Source organism: Sedimenticola hydrogenitrophicus, from assembly GCF_029017505.1.
In the GTDB taxonomy this organism is placed as follows: Bacteria; Pseudomonadota; Gammaproteobacteria; order Chromatiales; family Chromatiaceae; genus Sedimenticola; species Sedimenticola hydrogenitrophicus_A.
This window is the reverse complement of the sequence record NZ_JAQGEI010000012.1, coordinates 33,593-52,853: the sequence shown is the minus strand read 5'-3', so window position 1 is coordinate 52,853 and position 19,261 is coordinate 33,593. Positions and strand designations below refer to the sequence as shown.

The 19,261-nt window shown below is 62.3% G+C and carries 15 protein-coding genes; 7 read left to right on the top strand and 8 right to left on the bottom strand.

Going from position 1 to position 19,261, the window contains the following annotated elements; translation table 11 throughout:
• Position 1: 1 nt before the first annotated feature.
• Positions 2-493 carry a spore coat U domain-containing protein gene (locus O9K64_RS09385; RefSeq protein WP_275097800.1) on the bottom strand — a complete coding sequence of 164 codons (492 nt, stop codon included), beginning with the start codon at positions 491-493 and terminating at the stop codon, positions 2-4.
• Between the two features lie 537 nt (positions 494-1,030).
• Here O9K64_RS09385 and O9K64_RS09380 point away from each other — a divergent pair.
• Entirely contained in the window at positions 1,031-1,417 is a 387-nt protein-coding gene (locus O9K64_RS09380; RefSeq protein ID WP_275097799.1) for a hypothetical protein, read from the top strand.
• A 102-nt stretch (positions 1,418-1,519) separates the two neighbouring features.
• Here O9K64_RS09380 and O9K64_RS09375 read toward each other — a convergent pair whose 3' ends face one another.
• From O9K64_RS09375 to O9K64_RS09350, 6 genes are all read right to left on the bottom strand, one after another.
• Positions 1,520-3,172: a HAMP domain-containing methyl-accepting chemotaxis protein gene (locus tag O9K64_RS09375; RefSeq protein WP_275097798.1), complete on the bottom strand. Its 1,653-nt coding sequence runs from the start codon at positions 3,170-3,172 to the stop codon at positions 1,520-1,522.
• A 361-nt stretch (positions 3,173-3,533) separates the two neighbouring features.
• Complete coding sequence (locus O9K64_RS09370; protein ID WP_275097797.1) at positions 3,534-5,573, bottom strand: TIR domain-containing protein; 2,040 nt, start codon at positions 5,571-5,573, stop codon at positions 3,534-3,536.
• Between the two features lie 151 nt (positions 5,574-5,724).
• Positions 5,725-6,693 (bottom strand): ABC transporter ATP-binding protein, encoded by a 969-nt coding sequence (locus tag O9K64_RS09365; RefSeq protein ID WP_275097796.1) that lies wholly within the window; start codon positions 6,691-6,693, stop codon positions 5,725-5,727.
• Positions 6,686-8,611, bottom strand: a complete 1,926-nt coding sequence (locus O9K64_RS09360) for a dipeptide/oligopeptide/nickel ABC transporter permease/ATP-binding protein (protein WP_275097795.1) — start codon at positions 8,609-8,611, stop codon at positions 6,686-6,688. The genes O9K64_RS09365 and O9K64_RS09360 overlap by 8 nt, the downstream gene beginning before the upstream one ends.
• Complete coding sequence (locus O9K64_RS09355) at positions 8,608-9,555, bottom strand: ABC transporter permease (protein ID WP_275097794.1); 948 nt, start codon at positions 9,553-9,555, stop codon at positions 8,608-8,610. Before O9K64_RS09355 ends, O9K64_RS09360 begins: the two co-directional genes overlap by 4 nt.
• Before the next feature lie 21 nt (positions 9,556-9,576).
• Positions 9,577-11,145 carry an ABC transporter substrate-binding protein gene (locus tag O9K64_RS09350; RefSeq protein ID WP_275097793.1) on the bottom strand — a complete coding sequence of 523 codons (1,569 nt, stop codon included), beginning with the start codon at positions 11,143-11,145 and terminating at the stop codon, positions 9,577-9,579.
• A 376-nt stretch (positions 11,146-11,521) separates the two neighbouring features.
• Here O9K64_RS09350 and O9K64_RS09345 point away from each other — a divergent pair, with 376 nt between their 5' ends.
• The 4 genes from O9K64_RS09345 to O9K64_RS09330 are packed head-to-tail and all read left to right on the top strand — an operon-like array spanning position 11,522 to position 16,661.
• A complete protein-coding gene (locus O9K64_RS09345) occupies positions 11,522-13,906 on the top strand; it encodes a Lon protease family protein (RefSeq protein WP_275097792.1) in 2,385 nt (794 codons plus the stop codon).
• 31 nt (positions 13,907-13,937) lie between these two features.
• A complete protein-coding gene (locus O9K64_RS09340) occupies positions 13,938-14,186 on the top strand; it encodes a hypothetical protein (protein ID WP_275097791.1) in 249 nt (82 codons plus the stop codon).
• Positions 14,174-16,039, top strand: coding sequence for a sensor histidine kinase (locus tag O9K64_RS09335; RefSeq protein ID WP_275097790.1), 1,866 nt, complete (start codon positions 14,174-14,176; stop codon positions 16,037-16,039). Before O9K64_RS09340 ends, O9K64_RS09335 begins: the two co-directional genes overlap by 13 nt.
• Before the next feature lies 1 nt (position 16,040).
• On the top strand, positions 16,041-16,661 hold the full coding sequence (locus tag O9K64_RS09330; RefSeq protein ID WP_275097788.1) for a response regulator transcription factor: 621 nt from the start codon (positions 16,041-16,043) through the stop codon (positions 16,659-16,661).
• Between the two features lie 219 nt (positions 16,662-16,880).
• Here O9K64_RS09330 and O9K64_RS09325 read toward each other — a convergent pair whose 3' ends face one another.
• The gene (locus O9K64_RS09325; protein WP_275097787.1) at positions 16,881-17,285 is read right to left on the bottom strand and encodes a DoxX family protein; all 405 of its coding nucleotides are present in this window, start codon (positions 17,283-17,285) and stop codon (positions 16,881-16,883) included.
• Between the two features lie 227 nt (positions 17,286-17,512).
• Between O9K64_RS09325 and dsrO the strand changes: the two genes are divergently transcribed.
• Positions 17,513-18,241, top strand: coding sequence for a sulfate reduction electron transfer complex DsrMKJOP subunit DsrO (gene dsrO / locus O9K64_RS09320; RefSeq protein ID WP_275097786.1), 729 nt, complete (start codon positions 17,513-17,515; stop codon positions 18,239-18,241).
• Entirely contained in the window at positions 18,238-19,260 is a 1,023-nt protein-coding gene (nrfD, locus tag O9K64_RS09315; protein ID WP_275097785.1) for an NrfD/PsrC family molybdoenzyme membrane anchor subunit, read from the top strand. Before dsrO ends, nrfD begins: the two co-directional genes overlap by 4 nt.
• Position 19,261: the final 1 nt, after the last annotated feature.

Here is a 19,261-nt window from a genome sequence, read left to right as displayed (position 1 = left end):
CTTAGAAGTTCACTGTCACGGTGACGGTATCCGTGTAGCTACCGGTATTGACGATCTGGCCGGCGGGAATCCGTCCGTAGACCGGATAGGCAACCCCCGCCCCGGTACCCACATCCGCTACCGTATCGGTGCTCACGGTGTTTCCCCACACCGTTGTGCGGGCCGCCTCCTGGAAGAGTGAGTAGTTCAGGGTATCGGCACCCAGGGTCATCTTGCGGGTGGCGACCGTGGCGCCCGATCCGACGCCCGCGTCGAGGCCGATATCGAATGATGTGGAGAGAGAACACTGAACCGTGACGCTGGAAGCGGCGTCCGTCGGTGTCGCCGACAGCGTATCGTAATTGCCGAATGCCAGGTTGGTGGCCGACACATTACAGGAGCCGATCACGGTAGCGTCCACCTGAAATGTGGTGGTTGCCGTCGCGGCGACGATACCACCTGTCCTGCCGAAAAGCGTGACGGCCAACATCGCCACCAGCATCTTCCTTTTCATAAGCCACCTCCGCTTCGAGAATCCCTCAAGCTGCAGTGGAGCGCGGCCATGCCGCAAGCTTCCTGCGATTCTTATTACAGTTATATTAGCGACTGGCGCACACAATACTTTAAACAAACCTTCTGGAGTGATTAAAATCTTGGGAATAGATATAAAACCACAAGAAACAGCGCTACCCGGGTAGCCGTCAATCCATCCGGTGACGGTCGCGGGACAATGTGGGAGACACCCACAACGGACCCGGTCCGGGTCGCGCATCCTGCACAAGGGTGGCCGCCTGACTATAAATTCCCATGGCCGTCGCCCGGCCATAAAAACCCTAAACCAGGTTTAACCATTGCCCGGAAATCCGTTCATCGTGAACTCCGAAACTTGAGATCGTTAAGCGGATAAATGATGGATTACGCCATGCCTCCTCCACCCATATCCTACGGGCTATAATTTCTCTATCGATCATCGTGTACCGCACCATTGACCGATCGGGTCGCGCCTGTCGCGCGAGCAAAGTTAGTGCCATTACCCACAGGAGGGTCAACCATGTTTGATCCAATCACTATTCCCTATGGGGCCGTCATGCTTTTCAACGTTATCAAACTGCAGAAAGGCGTTCGCCCGGACGATGTCGAACTGGCGCTGGGCGAGATGTGCAACGTAGTAAAAAATACTTATGGAAACGAATCAGGCGGATTTATCGGTGGCCAGGTCTTCGAGTACAGCGGCTTTGTTTCCGATGAGGGGTCATTCGACTCGGGCCGGGAGACGGAACCTCACCTGGTCATCATCACCTATTGGAAATCCTTCGAACAGCACGAGAAATCCCATGCCGATCGGGTGTTCAAGGAGAAGTTCAGCCACCTTACCGAATTCTGTTCCGATACTTATGAACTGGGTTACACCATGCTATGGCAGGGGATGAGGGATTGATTGAGGCGGTGGGCTACGGTGTATGACCGGGGTTGTGCATTCAGCGACTGGCTCAACTGAACAACCGCCGCGCCATCCCTGGCGCACGGTGGGCGGTTCGTTTCAGACCTTGAATTGATCGATCAGTCCGCGCAGATGCTCACCCAGGCGGGCCAGCTCCCTGCTGGCGGTCGCGGTCTGTCCCGCCCCTTCCGAGGTCTGGCAGGCGACATCGTTGATATTGCTGATATTGCGGTTGATATCTTCGGCGACCGCGCTCTGCTGTTCGGCCGCGGTGGCGATATGTGTATTCATATCCTTTATCTTGGCCACCGCCGCGGTAATCCTGTCGAGTGCCACGCCGGTCTCGGCGGACTGCTTCACCCCCTCCTGGGCCTGACTGCGTCCCTCCTCCATCCCCTTCGCCGCCTGAGTGGCGCCGGTTTGCAGGCGTTCGATCATGGTGTGGATCTCCTGCGTGGACTGTTGCGTGCGTTGCGCCAGGGTCCGCACTTCATCGGCCACCACGGCAAAACCGCGCCCCTGATCACCGGCCCGGGCCGCCTCGATGGCGGCATTCAGGGCCAGCAGATTGGTCTGCTCCGCCACGCCACGGATGACATCGAGCACCGCGCCTATGTTGTCGCTCTCCGCCTCCAGCTCATGCACGGTTCCGGCAACATGCTCCACCTTGGCAGCCAGCTGCTCGATGACCTGGGAGGTGTGGAGCACAACCTGCTTGCCGTTGGTCGCGGCGTCGTCGGCCTCGACGGCCGCCTGGGCCGCCAGCCCGGCATTCTGGGCCACGTCGTGCACCGTCGCATTCATCTCGTTCATCGCCGTGGCCACCTGATCGGTCTCCGCTTGCTGTGCCCGGATACCGACCGTGGTCTGTTCGGTCACCGTCGCCATCTCCTCGGCGGCCGAGGCCAACTGGCTGGTGGCGCTCGACACCTCGTAGATCAGCGTCTGGAACTTCTGGCCCATGGCGTTGAATGCGGCCGCGACTTGTCCCAACTCGTCCTTGCCCCGGTAATCGGCACGGATCGAGAGATCGCCCTGCGCCAGCCGCGTGGCGGCGTCACCGATGGTCCGGACCGCGGAATTGATGCCGCGAATCGTGTACCAGGAGATTCCACCCAATAGCGCCAAGACGGAGACGAGCAGCAGCAGGGCCAGGTTGCGCACCAGGACATACTCTTCCTGGGCCTCTTCATAGAGTGACCGGGCAATCTCGGTCTGGATTTCGAACAGTCGCTCGGCGGCGGCGTTGGCCGGTTCGAAGGTGCTATTCACCTTCGACAGCATCAGCATTTCCGCTTTATCATACTCGCCCGCATCCAGCGCCGCGGCGGTCGGTCGCAGGCCCTCCTTCACGAAGGCATCCCGGGTGCGGCTGAACTCCTCGACCAAACGCCCCTCCTCCTCGGTGATGTAGCTCTCCATGTACGCCTTCCATAACCCATCGATACGATCCATATTGGCGCGCACCTGGTCGCTGTGCAGGGTGATGGGATGATCATGCATGGCGGCGGTATGGCTGGATGGATCATGCTGCAGACCCAGCAGCAGCTGAGTGCGGTTATCACGCATCAGGCTGAGGATATGACCGATTTGAATACTGGGAATCAGCCGGTCTTTGTAGACCTCACCCAGCGCCTGGTCGGCGTGATGCATGCCATTGAGGCCCATTGCCGTGAGCAGAAGCATGCCGATCACGGCAAATCCGACCAGTAGAATGAGACGAAGCTTGATGGTGAGACGGTTCAAGAACATAAGGAACACTCCTGCTACGCGGTGTGGATGATCATGGGGAGGTAACCGCGTAAACCCCATTAATGGTCATGTTTCCTTATGCTCAAACGGTGATCCCTGAAACCTGCTGCGCCATGAATCACATAACCATAATCTGAAAAAATAGTGCCGTTCCCAGGCGGCGGACCCATTCCCGCCACATCCTGCTTAGGACTCGTGCTGGCCTGATCCGGCGAGGCATCCGACATCTATCAACTCAGACTATCGACACATAAATGTTTTTTCTTTAACGAAAAATAAGCTTGCAAAACAAGTGGTTTTGGTTATTTGCCGGACATGGTGGCAGGCGCCTTGCAACTTGGCCGCGGCATGACGCAACCGGTCATTGCTGACGGTAGCTGAGCAGTTCGAATGTATCGGTATCGATCGCTTGTCCCGAGGCTGCGGTGATGGTGCGCACCATCTTCACATAACGCTTGACCTCCGCGGCGTACCAGATGTTGTAATGCATCCGTACCGGTTCCTGGTCCCTTTCCGTGCTACTCCCAGAGGCCCTCCGGGTGCTCCAGATCTCCACCTTTACGGCACGGAAAGTGCCCGCTGGAACGGTCACCGATTCACGTCCCTTGACCATGCCCTTGCTATACCAATCCGTCCAGAAGCTGTTGCTGTCCGGTGTCGGTATCCCGCGCCAGTCCGATTCGGATTCCAGTCCCCCGAAGGCCGCGAGGTAGGGGCTGAATTCGGTACCGAGCGGCCGCGACTGTGTCACATAGGCTACCGGGCCACGCACGTGGCGCTGGCCGAGCGCCCGGCGTGAATCGGCATCGATCAGCGACAACAGCTCCTCTACGGAGTTCTCAGCCACCGAAAGCGTCGACACCTCGATGGTACGCCGTGACGTGGAGGCCCATCGGCCACTCACCCGATAGGTCCACTGGTCACGTACCTGGGGCAGTCGATTGTCAACCACGGTATCCGGGGAAGGCGTAACCGGGTGTGCAGCGGGCGGTTGCGGGGTCAACACCAGGCGGTCGGTGACGTTGCGATCCCCGCCACGGGCGATGATCTGGAAGGTGGTGCGCTCGGCCACCCGGACGGTCACGCAGTCTTTGCGTGGATTAGTCAAGCGGCCCGGTTGCGGCAGGATCCGGAGTTGCTCGGCGTCCCTGACGTCGTAGCAGAGTTCCGCGCGGCTCCCGCTCACCTTGCCGGTAAAGCTCAGGATCCGCGGCTCTGCCGTGGCCACCGCCGGCGGCTGCTCCACCGGCGGGGTTACGGACCGCACAGGCTCCGGCACCGTTTCAGTTGCTGGTTCAGTTGCTGGTTCAGTTGCTGGTTCAGTTGCCGGTTCAGTTGCCGGTTCAGGCGCCGGCCCGGTTAGCGGCATCTCGGGGGCGATGCCGGGCGTCTCGGTCTCTGTGGCGGATTCCGCCTCGCCGACAGCGCTCATTGCAATGAGAATGGGCGCTTCATCACCCCGGTCAATCCGCAAACGGCCATTTACCGGGCCCGCCCGACGGGGCTCGAAACGCAGCTCGATGCGGCAGCCGTCGGCCGCCGCCAGGGTACCGGGACACCGGTGATCGAGGGTGATAACGCCGGCCAGGTCGCCTTCGATCTCCAGCGCGGGCATGGGCAGAGCGGTATCGCCGCTGTTGCGCAGCGTGACGCTCGCCACGCCGGCGCTACCGAGGGTGACGCGGCCGTAGTCGATATGTCCGGGCCGGGCCTCCAGGCGGCCCGCCGCCCGGGCAACCGTGGGGGCCGGTTCCGGCGCCGCGCGGGTGAGGACGGGTTGCGGCGGCGCCGAACGCGTCAACAGCCACCCCCCCAGCAGCGCCAAGCCGACCAGGCCGGCCAGGCCAACCGCCAGCCACAGGCCCCGTCGGCTGGTACGCCAGTGGATTGACTCACCGCCTGCGCCAGGGATGGAGTCCGGTGCCACCTTCGCCTGGTCCGGAAAGTAGATCTTGTCCAGCGCCTCGATCAGGTTGCCGGTGCTCGCCTCCCACTGTTTGTGACTGATCTCGATGGCCTGGCGGCGACTCAGGGCGGACAGCTCCTCGGGCAGCTCCTCCTCACGCGGCATCCGCGCCCCTTCCAGCAGTACCGGGACGACGCGGATATCGCGCCTCAGGGCCATGCCGGTTTCCAGGCGGATGAAGTCGTTCGGATCATCCAGCCGGCGACGACCATCGGCATCGGCGATATCCATCCATTCGCGGCCGATCAGGACAATCAGCACCTTGCAAGAGGAGACGGCACGCTCGATGGCCTCGACGAAATCGGTACCGGGGGCGATTCCCTCCACATCCATGAACACCCGCGCGCTGCCGAAATGCGCCGCCAGCCTGTCGTACAACCGGCCGGCATAACCGGCCGAGTCTTCGCGGCGATAGCTGATAAAGATCCCGTCCAATGTTCTTCAGCTCTCCTGAGATTCCGCCAGCGGCTCGACACCCGGTAACGCGGGCGGGGTTGCGTATACCCATTAAGCATAGAAGATGTCCAAGGGAGAGACAGCGATCGCGCCCGGCGCGGACATTTGCCGGAGCGGCGCCCGAGCCGGCCTATGGATTACCGAAGCTGGTCTCCAGCGGAAAATGGCAGGCGGCGGTGTGCGAGTCGGCAGCGGATTTCGACTCCAGGAGCGGCCGTTCCTGCCGGCAGCGCACCCCGCCTCTGGGACAACGGGGATAGAAGGCGCAGCCGGGAGGGGGATTATAGGGATCCGGGAGTTCCGCATCGGATTCGTCGAGCCCCAGCGGCGGTTTTCCCGGGACCGGGGCCGAGTCGAGCAACAGCCGGGTATAGGGGTGGCGGGGATGGCTGAACAGTTCCCGGGTCGGACCACTCTCCACGATCCGGCCGAAATACATCACCGCCACCCGCTGACTCACGCTCTCCACCACCGATAGGTCGTGGCTGATGAACAGGTAGGTCAGGCCGAAGTGCTGTTTCAGTTCATCGAGCATATTCAGCACTTGCGCCTGCATCGACACATCCAGAGCCGATACCGGCTCGTCCAGGACCATCAGTTCGGGTTCCGCGGCCAGGGCCCGGGCGATGCCGATGCGTTGTGCCTGACCGCCGGAAAACTCATGCGGATAACGATCGAGAAACTGCGCATCCAGGGAGACCGCCGCCATCAGCTCGGCGACCCGTCGCTGCCGCGCCCCCCGTTCCATGCCCAGGAGATGGATCAGCGGTGCCTCGAGGATACGGCGGATGGTCTTGCGCGGGTTGAGCGCGGCCACCGGATCCTGAAACACATACTGCACCCGGCGCGCGGTGGGCCGACCATCCCCCTGCAGCCGGATATGGCCACGGGTCGGTCGGTCGAGCCCCACGATCAGGCGCGCCAGGGTGGACTTGCCGCAACCGGACTCGCCGACGATGCCGAGGGTTTCACCCGCCGCCAGCTCCAGCGACACCGCCTGCAGGGCATGCACCTGCGGACGCCGGCCGCCCAACAGGGTGCGTCCGCCGCCGAACAGACGGGTCACCTCCCGCAGGGTAAGCAGCGGTTGCTCAGGCACTTCCGTGCTCCTCCAGCAAGGGGTGCAGACAGCGCACCCAACGGCCACCGGCCAAAGGCCGGAGGGCAATCGAGAGGTGCCGGCAATCCGCCTCGGCGCGGGGACAGCGGGGTGCAAAGGCACAGCCGGTGGGCAGGGCATGCAGCCGGGGCGGCTGCCCCGGGATCGCCGCCAGGCGCCGTCCGGGGTCCCCCAGCACCGGCACACATTGCAGCAGCAGTTGACTGTAGGGGTGTGCCGGGGCCGAGAGGATCGCGTCGGTGCGGCCGCTCTCCACGATCTTGCCGGCATACATCACGGCGACCCGTTCGCACAGGGCCGAGACCACACTGAAGTCGTGACTGATGAACAGGATCGCCGCGTCGCGTGCCTGGCGCAACTGCCGCAACAAGGCAAGGATCTGCGCCTGCACCGTGACATCCAGCGCCGTGGTCGGTTCATCGGCGATCATCACCTTGACCTCGTTGGCCAGGGCCATGGCAATGCAGATACGCTGGCGCATGCCGCCGGAGAGCTGATGAGGAAAGGCATGCATGCGCCGCCGAGGATTGGCGATGCGCACCTGTTTGAGCAGCCGCTCGGCCCGCTCTTCGGCCTGCCGCCGGGAGAGCGGTTGATGCGCCCGGATCGCCTCCACCAGCTGCTCGCCCACCCGGTAGAGGGGGTGCAGGGTGGCGAGCGGGTCCTGGAACACATGGGAGACGGCGGCCCCGCGGAGCTGGCGGATACGCGCATCACTGGCCAGAAACAGCTCCTCCCCCTGCAGCCGCGCACTCCCCGCCACGATACGCCCCGGCGGGGTCGGCACCAGTCCCATGATCGACAGGGCCGTGACCGACTTGCCCGAACCGGACTCGCCGACCAGGCCGAGGCACTCCCCCTCGTCCAGCCGCAGATCGACACCCCCGACCGCCCGATGGATCTGCCGGCCCATATGAAATTCCGTCTTCAGGCCGCGGACATCCAGCCGCGGTGCGGCGGCGGACGCCGTGACCGCCGGCACTTGGTGGGTGATGGCGGTCCTGGCCACCGGCCGGGTCAGCGCCCCCGATTTCAGCCGCGGATCGAGCAGGTCCCGCACCCCGTCACCCAGCAGATTGACGCTCATCACCAGGACGAAGATCATCACCCCGGGGATGATCGAGACATGGGGCGTGGTGAACAGCAGCTTGCGCCCCTCCCCCAGCATCGAGCCCAGATCCGCCTGGGGCGGCTGGGCGCCGAGACCGAGAAAGGAGAGCCCGGCGGTCTCCAGGATCATCCAGCCGACGGTGGTGGAGATGGTGATGATGATCACCGGGAGCACATTGGGCAGGATCTCGCCGAACAGGATCTGCCGGCCGGACTGGCCGGAGAGGCGTGCCGCATCGACGAATTCACGCCGCGACAAGCCAAGGGTGATGCCGCGGATATTGCGCGCGAAAAACGGGATATTGACAATAGCGATGGCATACAGGGCGTTGAGCAGGCCGGGCCCCAACACGGCCACGATCACCAGGGCCAGCAGTATATAGGGGAAGGCCATCACCGTGTCGATAGCGCGCATCAGCAGCATGTCCACGCGCCCCCCTGCGTACCCTGCCACCAGGCCGACCAATGAACCCACCAGGGCAGCGATCAGGGTCGCCGAGATACCCACGGCGAGGCTGACCCGGGTACCCCAGACCAGGCGCGCCAGCAGGTCACGCCCCAGGGCATCGGTACCGAGCGGATGACCCGGGCTGAGGGGCGGCAGCAGGCGATCGACGGGCGCGGTGAGATCGGGATCGGCCAGGGGCAGCCCGGGCGCGGCCAGTGCCAGCAGCAGGATCAGCAGCAGCAGGACCAGCCCGAGGGTGGCCAGCCGGTTGTTCAGCAGCAGTCGCCACAGCCCCGGGCGGCCGTGCGCGAGGCCGTTTGCCGTGGCCGTCCGGCTCATCGGCGCAATCTCGGGTCGATCAGGCTCTGCGCCAGATCGGCCAGCAGATTGATCAGCACATAGGCGACCGTCACCAGCAGTACACCGCCCTGCACCAGCAGCAGGTCCCGGCTGGAGATCGCCTGCACCAGCATGGAACCGATCCCCGGCCACTGAAACACCGTCTCGATATAGACCGCGCCGCCCATGACAAAGCCGGCCTGGATACCGATCACCGGGATCACGCTGACCAGCGCCACCCGGAAGGCGTGATGATAGATCACCCGGCGTTCCGACAGCCCCTTGGCCCGGGCGGTACGGATATAGTCCTGGCGCAGCACCTCCAGCATGGCGGTGCGGGTCAGCCGGGCGATCACCCCGGTGGCCACCACCGACAGGGTCAGCATGGGCAGGAACAGGTGGTGCAACAGGTCGGCCAGATCGCCTCCGCCGTAGATGGCATACATGCCGCTGGCAGGAAACCATTGGCTGTTGACCGCGAACAGCAGGATCAGCAGCAGGCCGAGCCAGAACGAGGGGGTGGAGATACCGACCAGCACCAGCAGGGTGATCAGCTTGTCCGCCCAGCCGTACTGGCGTACCGCGGACACCACCCCCGCCAACAGCCCAAGCAGCGAACACAACAGCAATGCGCTGCCGGCCAGGATCAGGGTGGCGGAGAAGCGCTCCAGCACCTCATCCAGGACCGGCCGGTTGAGGCTGTAGGAACGGCCCAGATCGCCCTCGAACAGGTTGCCCAGCCAGATCAGATACTGCTCCGGCAGGCTGCGGTCCAGTCCGAGGTCGCGATTCAGCCGTGCCACGTTCTCCGGCGTGGCATAGCTGCCGAGAATGGCGCTGGCGGGATCGCCCGGGATCAGCGCCATCATCAGGAAGACGATCACCGACAACCCGAACAGGACCGGGATCAGGGCCAACAGACGTTTAGCGATATAGGCAGGCAAGCGCGTGATCCGTCAAATCCGTCAGGGCTTCGCCGCCCGCTGCAACAGGAGGAAAAACGACGGCTGCAGCTGGAAGTTTTTTACCCGGACGCTGGTGACGGCGTTCTGTTTCCAATGGGCGACGAACAGCCACGGGGCATCCTCCTGGACAATCACCTGCATCTGCTTGTAGAGGCGCGCGCGTTCCGCCCGGTCGGTGCTGCGGCGTGCCCGGGCCAGTAATCGATCCACTTCCGGATTGGCATAATAGCCGGAGTTGAAACCGCCCTGCTCCGGGAATGCCGCGCCGCGCAGGGTCAGGTAAGGCAGGGTATCGGGATCATTGGTCATCCAGGCCATCTCCGCCAGGTCGGCCTTGCCTTCCAGGCCCGCATTGACCCGGCCCAGGTAGCTGTTCCACTCGTAGCTCTCGATCCTGACCGGCATCCCCACCGCCCGCAGGTCGGCCTGGATCGCCGTGCCCATGGTCACCGGATCCAGCATCCCGGAACCGCCCTGGGTCACGTAGAAGGTCAACTCCTGCCCCTGGTAGCCGGCCTCGTCAAGCAGCGCCTGGGCCTTCTGCGGATCGTAGGGATAGGGAACCAGCGAGTTCTCGTAGGCCCAGGCGAAGGCCGGCGGGACCGGGCCGGCGGCGATCTCCGCACTCCCCTGCAGGATATTCTCCACCAGCGCCCGCTTGTTGACGGCGTAGTTGGCCGCCTGGCGTATACGCTTGTCGGCAAAGGGTCCCTGTCGGGTATTGAGGATCAGGAACCAGAGGTGGGGACCCGCCTGTTCATGGACGGTGAAACGCGCATCCCGACGAAACCGCTGCAGACTGTCGGGCGGCACCTCGACCATCACATCCAGCCCACCCGAGAGCATCTCCGCCATGCGGGTATTGGCATCGGCGATGGGGCGGTAGATCACCGCCTCCAGCGGCGCGGCGTCTGTCCGGTACTCGGCCCGGTAATCGGGATTGCGCACCAGCACCACCTTGGCATTGGGCTGCCACTCTGCAAAGCGGAACGCCCCGGTGCCGGCCGGGTGGCGGCCGAATGCCTTGCCGTACCGTTTCACCGCCGCCGGCGAAACCATTAGCCCGGTCGGATAGGCCAGATTGGAGAGAAACGGCGCGTAGGGCTCGGTCAGGACAAACTCCACGGTAAGGCTGTCGACAACATCGATCCGGTCGATCGACGAAAAGAAGAAGGCGAGCGGAAAGGGACCGGTATCGTGATAGGGATGCGCCTCCTCCAGCATGCGCTGAAAATTGAACTTCACCGCCGCGGCGTCGAACGGGGTGCCATCATGGAAGCGGACGCCCGGGCGCAGCCGGAAACGATAGCGCAGGCCGTCATCCGAGATGACCCAGCTTTCCGCCAGCAACGGCTCGATCTCCAGGGTCCCCGGCGTGTAGCGCACCAGTCCCTCATACAGGTTCATGATGATGCGGAAATCGTTCAGCGCCGTAACCGCGTGCGGATCGAGGGATTTCGGCTCGGCAATCTGTCCCACCACCAGGACATTGGGCGGGGTCGTGGCCGTGACCCCGGCGTTCGACAGCATTCCGAGGACGGCAAAGATGGCGGCCAGTAATTTTCTCATGGCGTTACGGGCATAGCTGGTGAATTTACCCAGGAGTCTGGCGGACTTGGCCGACAGACTCCTGGTATCAACCAGACCCTAACCGGATCGGAGGGGCAATTGCAAATTTGCACGGCGGCTGTGCCGGTAATTGCCCTCCATCATGGCACCGGATGCGGATAGGGATTATGCTTCATCCAAGGGCTCGCGCAAAAATAAGTTTCGGTATTCGGTCGCAACTGGACCCCGCTGGCGGCGTTACGCTTTTTGCCAAGGGAACAGCCATTGCCTGCAAAGCGTGCCTTGCCAGCGGAGCCCAGTTACGCCCTCGGTACTGCGAAATTATTCTTGCGCGAGCCCTAAGGGCACCATCGGACAGAATAAGGAGTATTCAGACATGTTGTTGAAGCCGGTACAGCTTTACCACGCCTGCAATCCGGAACTGCTTGCGTTTGAAACCACCGCCGAGCTGGAACACCTGGCGGAAACCATCGGCCAGGAGCGGGTGCTGGAAGCGATCAGGTTCGGCGTCGGCATGCCCCACGCCGGCTACAACCTGTATGTCATGGGCTCCTATGGACTGGGCCGGCACACCCTGGTGCATGAGACGCTGCTCAAGCAGTCGATGGAGGCAGCCAAGCCCCTGGACTGGTGCTATGTGGCCAATTTCCAAAACCCGCACAACCCCACCGCCCTGGGCATACCGGCCGGCATGGGCAGGAGCCTGCGGCGCGACATGGAGCAGCTGATCGATGATCTGATCAAGGCGATTCCGGCAGCCTTCCGCGGCGACGAGTACCAGCGCCGGGCCAAGGAGATCCAGGACGACTTCAGCCTGCGGGAAAGCGCCATGGTGAAACGGCTGAGCGAAAAGGCCGAGCGCCTGGATATCAAGTTGATGCAGGGCTCTACCGGCTTTACCCTGGCACCGCATATCAATGGAAAAATGCTCACCCCGGCCGAGTTCGATCAGCTGCCGGAAGCGGAGCAGAAACGTCTCAGCGATGCCATGGAGGATATGAAGCAGGAGCTGAAGGAGACCATGAGCCACCTGCCGGAGTGGCAGCGCGAGATGCAACAGCGTTTCAGCCGCCTCAACCGCGAGACCATGGAGCTGACGGTCACCGAATTCATCAACGAACTGGTGGTACGCTACCAGGCCAACGAAAATATCAGCGCCTATCTCACCCAGGCCAAGCAGGACATTATCGAGAACGTCGACATGTTCCGCCAGGCCGGGGAGTCCAGCGAAAAGAACTTCACAGCGCAGGACCCGGAATTCACCCGCTATCGGATCAATGTGCTGGTGGATAACGCCGAAACCCAGGGTGCGCCGGTCATCTTCGAGGACAATCCCACCTACCAGAACCTGCTGGGGCGGATCGAACACTTGGCCCGCATGGGCACCCTGCAGACCGATTTCACCCTGATCAAACAGGGCGCCCTGCACCGCGCCAACGGCGGTTACCTGATCCTCGATGCGGAGAAGGTGCTGACCAACCCGTTCGCCTGGGACGGCCTGAAGCGGGCCATCCGTTCGCGCGAGATCCGCATCGAATCGCTGGAGCGGCAACTCAGCCTGATCAGCACCATCTCGCTGGAGCCCGAGACCGTTCCCATGGATCTCAAGGTGGTGCTGATCGGCAGCCGCATGCTGTTCTATCTGCTGAAAGAGTACGATCCGGAATTCAGCCTGCTGTTCAAGGTATCGGCCGATTTCGCCGAACAGTTGTCGCGGGAAGAGGACAATGAACTACTCTATGCCCGCCTGATCGCCTCCTTGCAGAAACGCGAGGGGATCCGGGTGATCACCCGTGACGGGGTGGCACGGTTGATTGAACAGCTGGTCCGCCTGGCCAATCACGGCGACAAGATCTCGCTGAAGATGAGCAGTCTGCTGGACCTGCTGCAGGAGGCCGACTACCGGTCCGAGCAGCGCGGCGGCACCCGCATCCACCGCATCGACGTGGATATGGCGATCCAGTCACAGGCGTTCCGTGGTAACCAGTATGAACAGCAGCTGCATGAGTTGATCCTGGACGGCACCCTGCGAATTGAAACCAGCGGCGTGCAACTGGCCCAGGTCAACGGCCTGACCTATCTGCAGCTGGGGGATTACGCCTTCGGCGCGCCGACCCGGATCAGCGCCACCGCGCGCATGGGCAGCGGCGAGTTCATCGACATCGAACGGGAGACCAAACAGGGCGGCCCGATCCACTCCAAGGGGGTGCTGATTCTCTCCTCCTATCTTGGCCAGCGCTATGCCAAGAACCAGCTGCTCTCGGTCACCGCCAGCCTGGTATTCGAGCAGACCTACGGCCAGATCGAGGGAGACAGCGCCTCGGCCGCCGAACTCTGCGCCCTGCTGTCGGCGATTGGCGATATCCCGCTGAAGCAGTCCCTCGCCATCACCGGCTCGATCAATCAGCACGGCCAGATGCAGGCGATCGGCGGCGTCTGCCAGAAGATCGAGGGATTCTTCGACATCTGCAAGGCACGCGGACTGAACGGACAGCATGGCGTCATCATCCCAACGTCGAATACCAAGGATCTGATGCTGAAACAGGAGGTTATCGAGGCCGCCGAGGCGGGATTGTTCCATGTCCACGCGGTGGAGCACGTGGAACAGGCCATGGAACTGCTGACCGGCCTGCCGGCCGGGGTAGCCGACGAGGACGGACTGTTTCCGGAGGGCAGCATCAACTATCTGATCCAGGTCCGGCTGGCGGAATGGATCAGCCTGCGTCTGCAATACGCCGGCAATACCCTCAAGGAGGAGTAACCCGACGTGTCGAAACATCAGCAGTGAATCCATGGGTCGGGAACTCAATAACCAGATCGCCGCCAAACTGCAGGAGATGGCGGAGCGGCAGGCGTGGTTGCCGATCCTGCATACCGAACAGACCGGCTGGCACTTCACCGCGCGCTACTCCGATTTGGCCCTCGACCACCAACTGCACATGACCACGTCCGGCCGCCCCGTTTCGGTTTTCCCCAATTGGACGATGGACCCGGTTCACCTATGGTGGACGCACCGCCCCGGTGAGCCATGCCCACGATGAAGCCGTCACAACCCTCGGACCAGTTCCGCAACCTGCTACTCTGCCTGGCAATGCTCTGGCCGGGAACAGGGGGCGCCGTCCATGAAGCCCGCGAGCTGGCGGGGCAGCACCTGAACATCGGTGTACTGGCGTTTCGCGGCGAACAGCGCACCGAGAAGATCTGGGGTCCGACGGTCGAATACCTGAGCCTGGCGGTCCCCGGGGTCTCCTTCGACCTGATGCCACTCGATCTGGAACAGATGGAACAGGCCGTTCAGGCGGGCCAAGTCAGTTTTATCATTACCAATCCCGGCAATTACGTCGAGCTTGAGTACCGGTATGGCGTCAGCAGGATTGCCACGCTGCAGCGTTACCACCACCAGTCTCCCAGCCGGCGCATCCACTCCGCCATCATCGCGCGTGCGGACAGAACGGATCTCAAGAATATCGGCGACCTGAAAAACCGATCGGTTATGGCTGTCAGTGAGAACGCCTTCGGCGGCTTCCAGGTGGCCTGGGGGGAGATGAAACAGCACGCCATCGACCCGAACAGCGACCTGGCGGAACTGGTGTTTGCCGGCTTTCCCCAGGACAATATCGTGAAATCCGTCCTCGACGGGAGTGTCGATGCCGGCATCATTCGCGGCTGCCTGCTGGAACAGATGGACCGTGCCGGACTGATCGACATGGCTGACCTGAAGGTCCTGGGAGGGCGTCCGAACGATACCGGGGAGTGTCGGGTGAGTACCCCCGCCTACCCCGACTGGCCGCTGGCCAAACTGGGCGGTACCTCGGATCATCTGGCCAAACTGGTCACCATGACCCTGCTGGCGATGCCGGACAACCATCGCGCCGCGCTGGCCGGGGAGTATTCGGGGTGGACCATTCCGGTGGAATACCAGGCGGTTCATGATCTGTTCCGGGAGCTGCAGATCGGTCCCTATGAGTGGATGCGCCGTCCCACCCTGCTGATACTGTGGTCCCGCTACTGGCAATGGATTCTGGTCGCCCTCCTGGGTGTGCTGTGGTGGATCTGGCATGTCTACCGGGTGGAGCAGCTGGTCAGAACCCGCACCTCGCAACTGACGCGGGCGAACCTGCGCCTGCAGGAAGAGATGGAGGAGCGGCAGCAGACGGAGCAGAAGCTGCTGACCCAGCAGAATGAACTGGCCCATGTCGCCAGGGTCAGTACCGCGGGGGAACTGGCCAGTGGACTGGCCCATGAGCTGAATCAACCCCTCTCCGCCATCAGCAGTTATGCGCAGGGTTGTATCTGGCGCCTGGAATCGGGGCGCATCACCCAGGATGAGTTGCGCGACGTAATCCAGCGCATGGCATCAGAGGCGGAGCGTGCCGGAGCCATTATTCAGCGTCTGCGTGGCTTTTTGCGTAAAGAGCAGACCCACTGTAAAGCCGTCGATATCAATCAGGCGGTGGGCGAAGCCACCGACCTGTTCGCAGCGGAAGCCAACAGGCGCGGCATCCGCGTGAACCTGACGCTGGCGGAAGCGATCCCGCCCGTCTGCAGTGAAACCATCCAGCTGCAACAGGTGATCATCAATCTGTTACGCAACGCGGCCGATGCCCTGAATGGCCTGGCCGCGGAGCGGCGCAGGATAGAACTCAGCACCCATTATGCCGTTGCCGAGGGAGCCGTACGTATTGATGTGCGCGATTTTGGGCCCGGCATAGATCCGCAGGGAAAATCCCACCTGTTTGAACCGTTTTTCACCACCACCGCGGACGGGATGGGGCTTGGACTGTCACTGAGCCAATCCATCGTGGAATCCCATGGTGGCACCATCCGCGTCATCGACAATGCCCATCCGGGCGCCTGCTTCAGCATCGTACTGCCCGTGTATAAGGAACCCTGAGATGCCCACCGAGCCCGAAATGGTCCACATCATCGACGATGACGCCTCCATCCGCTCCTCCCTGACCTGGCTACTGGAAGCGGTGGATATCCCGGCGACGAGTTACAACTCGGCCGAGGCCTTTTTGCCGGCACTGAAACCGGACAGCATCGGCGTCCTGATCCTGGACGTGCGCATGCCCGGGATGAGTGGGATGCAGCTGCTGGAACGGATGGTACAACAGGGAAGCACGCTACAGATCATCATACTCACCGGCCATGGAGATGTGCCGATGGCGGTGCGCGCCATGAGCAACGGCGCCTTTTATTTTATTCAAAAGCCCGTTAACGGTCCGCAACTGGTGGAAAAGGTCAGAGAAGCGATGCTCAAGAGCCGCCTCGCCTACTCGCAAAAAATCCGGCTGGACGATGTCAGGCGAAGAGTGGAACGCCTGACCCCGCGCGAGCGCGAGGTGATGGCGCTGATCGTCTCCGGTCACGCCAACAAGGTGATTGCCGCGGAACTCGGTGTGGTGGAACGAACCGTCGAGGTTCACCGGCACCGTGTCATGGAGAAGATGGAGGCGGCATCCGTCGCCGACCTGGTCATCATGCAACAGATCATCAAGCAAGAAGTCGACTGAGCCGCCACTTCATGGTTCACCCGGCGGGCTTCCCGTGGTGGCGGGTCGGCCGCTGACTTAGGGCCTGCGCAAGAATAATTCCGTAGTACCGAGGGTGTTCCTGGGCCACGTTGGCGAGGCACGCTTTGCAGGCAATGGCTGTTCCCTTGGCAAAAAGCGTAACGCCGCCAGCGGGGTCCAGGGGCGACCGAATACAGGAACTTATTCTTGCGCGGGTCCTTAATCGGGCTTCAGCGCAATACGCCCGCTGCCCAAAAAGACCAGCGCCAGGGCGGCAAACAGGAACATGCCCTGCAGCTCCAGCTGCCAGCCGCCGTTTTTGGTGAGCATGAACACCTCGCCGGTATGCACCAGCAGCAAGGCGACCAGCATGCTGCCGGTCATCAGCAGGCCGGCCAGACGGGTCTGCCAGCCGACGATGGCCATCACCGGGGCCACCACCTCGCCAAGCAGCACAGCATAAGCCAGGAACGCCGGCAGGCCATAGCCGACAAGCATGTCGCCAATCCAGGTGATCGCGCCCGGATTCAGCAACTTGGCGACGCCGTGAAACAGGATCAGTCCCGCCACGGCCAAACGCAGGATCAACTTGCCAAGGGCATCATTATGTAGGGCTTGCAACATAGACACGCACTCCTTGTGAGGGATGTGGTTGTTAGTACTTTATCGAGTCATGTGATGAATAGTAGCTCACCACCGGTCAATTGCGAGTAGACCGACGCCCGGAAGACCTGTTTCGGTATTCCACAATACGGTCATCCACAATATTTTCATGGTTTACAAGGATGTAACCTTTTTATCAGAAGAAAGCGTTTTGTGTGATTTCACCACTTCGATAAAAAGGTATCAAAATGGACAGCACGCGAAGAAAATTTTTAGCCACGGTCGCAACCACAATTGCCGCGCCGGTGTTGGGCGAGGCGTCTGCCGCGGAGGGAACGGCGGATACACAGGACACGCCCCGCTGGGTGATGGTAATCGATCTGCGCAAGTGTATCGGCTGCCAGGCCTGCACGGTCGCCTGTTCGACGGAAAACCGGGTACCCGCGGGGCAGTTCCGCACCCTGGTCAGCCACTACGAAGTTGAAAAGGACCACCAGCCCCGCAGCGCCATGCTGCCGCGACTCTGTAATCACTGCGAGAACCCGCCCTGCATTCCGGTCTGCCCGGTGCAGGCTACCTATCAACGCCCGGATGGCATCGTCGTGGTCGACAACACTCGCTGCGTCGGCTGCGCCTACTGCGTCCAGGCCTGTCCCTACGATGCCCGGTTCATTAACCATGAAACCAAGACCGCCGACAAATGCACCTTCTGTGTCCACCGGGTTCAGGCCGGACTACTTCCCGCCTGCGTGGAAACCTGTGTCGGCGGCGCGCGCATCTTCGGCAACATAAAAGACCCCCGGAGCGAGGTATCCCGGCTGATCAACAGCGTCCACACCGATGGCCTGCAGCCCGGGCTGAAGACCCGTCCGCAAGTCTATTACATCGGCCTCGACAACCGCCTGCAGAACAAGATCGAGGGTGTCCCCAGCCCCTGGAAGCGATCAGAGACCCTCGTACAGGAGTCCATGTCATGAGCAATAACATTATCGAAATCATCGGCATCACCCAGGAGATCACCTGGAACAGCTGGGCGGTGCAGTACTTCTTTTTTATCGGTCTGAGCGTTGGCGGCGTCCTGCTGGCGGCACCGGCCTACCTGTCGCGCACGGCGACCTGGCTGCCTGTCGCCAGACTGGGACTGTTGGTGGCCATCACCACCGGCCTGGTGGCGCCGGTGGCACTCCTCGCCGATCTCCATCAACCGGCCAGGTTCTATCAGTTCTACCTGAACTTCACCCCCTCATCCTGGATGTCCTGGGGCGCCTTTCTGCTGCCGGCCTATATAGCGGCGCTGCTGCTGTTCGGTCTGCAGGGACTGTACCGGGATCCGGCTGGAAACCAGCGGGTTACTCGTATGGCCGCACTGGCGACCAGTGTGCTGGGGACGGGGATTGCGCTCTACACCGGCAGTGAGATGGGCATCCTGATCAGCCGGGTACTCTGGCAGTCGGGCTGGCTGGTGCCGGCCTATCTGCTCAGCGGCCTGGCCGGTGCGATCGGTCTCGCCCTGGTGATCAACAGCCTGCAGTCGACGGAGAACCTCGCCCACAGCCGACTGCTGTTGCGCTGGCTGACGGCGTCACTGGCCCTCACCGGCGTATGGATCGGCGCATGGGCCGTGGCGGGTTACCTGAATCTGAGCGGATCGGGAGCGGCACTGCTGCGCCTGGCGGTGGAATTCCGTCCCCTGGAAACCCTGGTGTTCTGGATCGGCGTCGGTCTGTTGCTGCCGCTGATCCTGACCCTGTTCAACCACACCGGGTTGAACCTCATGACCGGATTGCTGGCGCTGTTCGGTACCTGGATGCTGCGCTGGGTGATGTTTATCGGCGGCCAGGGCATCCCCAAAAATGGCGCCGGATTCTACAACTTCGAGCTTCCGCTGACTGCCGATGGCCTGCTGGGCATCCTCGGATCCATCGGCCTCTGGCTGCTGATCCTCATCGTGATCAGGTCCCTGTTGTCCCAGTACAAACAACCAGCCGACGTCTAAC